The 1,466-nt window shown below is 36.2% G+C and carries 2 protein-coding genes; both read left to right on the top strand.

Annotation, left to right across the window (positions count from 1 at the left end; translation table 11 throughout):
• Window positions 1-85 precede the first annotated feature (85 nt).
• Window positions 86-910 (top strand): DUF6708 domain-containing protein, encoded by an 825-nt coding sequence (locus A9G23_RS01990; protein WP_065586038.1) that lies wholly within the window; start codon window positions 86-88, stop codon window positions 908-910.
• Window positions 911-992: 82 nt separating this feature from the next.
• Window positions 993-1,466: DUF6708 domain-containing protein (locus A9G23_RS01985; protein ID WP_141674889.1), on the top strand; the 474-nt coding region annotated here is incomplete at its 3' end.

Raw genomic sequence — 1,466 nt, 5'->3', positions numbered from 1 at the left:
AATGCACAAGATGATGGCGAAATTCCACTTATCATTAACCGAAGCAGTAACCAATTTCATGAAGAATAAATAAAAGGAGAATAAAATGCCATCAAAATACCGTCCACAAATTTTTGGTTGGTTTGGGGATCTAGATAAAGGTCCTTATAGTGTGCCCCTGCATGATCGTCGCTTAAGTTATGCTAATAATAACTATTGTGCCTTTATTCGTAAGATTCCTTCTGATCAAGTTTTTTATTTATGTATTTACATCATTGCTGTTATTCTTTTATGCTCTGCAGTGGTTATATTATCTATATTGACTTATTTATGTAATCCAATTTTAGAAACTAACATGTTTTTAGCAGCGTTAAGTGGTGTTATTTTATGCTTTATTGCTATGTATTTTGTTATTCCAGAAATCTATCATAATCTATTTTCCCGTCGTGGTAGCCCTATTATATTTAACCGTAAAACGAGTAAAGTCTATGTTAACGAAAGTGACTTTTTTAACTTTAAGTTTTTACGCCATCCCGCAGTATTTTTACAACCGAAAAAACGCCGTATCAAAGAATATGATTGGGATGATTTGCACGGTGTTATTATTCATAATATGTCACGTAATGCCTTAACTTCAACCGTGTTAATGGTGTGCCAACCGGGCACGCATCAAGTGATTGATCATATCATGCTAGATCCTGCCCGAGCGGGCGCTGGTAGTACATTTGTTTGGGGTTGGATCAATAGTTTTATGGTGCATTATAAATCTGCCAATATCGATGACGGTGAATACCGATCAGATCAAGAAGCGGAATTTAAAGCCCATAGGATTGACGGTCAAGGCTGGCCCGAATGGATGGTTGAAGCGTTTAATGCCACATCATTAGAAGAGTTAGCTGAAATTAAACAACGGCACAATATAACGGAATAGCTAAGATGATGACGAAATCCCACTTATCATAAATCGCAGCAGCAACCCATTTCACGATGAATAAATAAAAAGGAGAGTCATCATGCCATCAAAATACCGTCCACAAATTTTTGGTTGGTTTGGCGATCTGGATAAAGGTCCACGTTTAGTGCCCCTGCATGACGATCGTTTAAGCTATGCCAATAATAACTATTGTGCCTTTATTCGTCAGGATCACAATGATCAGATTTTTTATGCTTGCCTTTATTTTGTTGCTATTATTTGTGGGAGTGGAGCTATCATTGGATGTCTTTGGTTGTTGGTACACCATGATAGCTCTAAAATAGAATTTATTGATATAGTAGTAATTTTGGGTTTTATTATCTGTTGTATCGGTATGTATTATGCTGTTCCTCAACTGTATCATAATCTATTCTCCCGTCGTGGTAGCCCTATTATATTTAACCGTAAAACAGGTAAAGTCTATGTTAACGAAAGTTATTTTTTTAACTTTAAAGTATTACGCCGTCCTGCGGTATTTTTACAACCGAAAAAACGCCGTATAAAGGAGTATGAT

The sequence above is a fragment of the Gilliamella sp. App4-10 genome (assembly GCF_001690495.1).
In the GTDB taxonomy this organism is placed as follows: Bacteria; Pseudomonadota; Gammaproteobacteria; order Enterobacterales; family Orbaceae; genus Gilliamella; species Gilliamella apicola_G.
Note: the sequence above shows the minus strand (reverse complement) of the source record. Positions and strands in the feature narration are given on the sequence as shown.

Excerpts from the sequence above, each read along its gene's own strand:
- A9G23_RS01990 (WP_065586038.1), top strand. The coding sequence starts at position 86 with ATGCCATCAAAATACCGTCCACAAATTTTTGGTTGGTTTGGGGATCTA.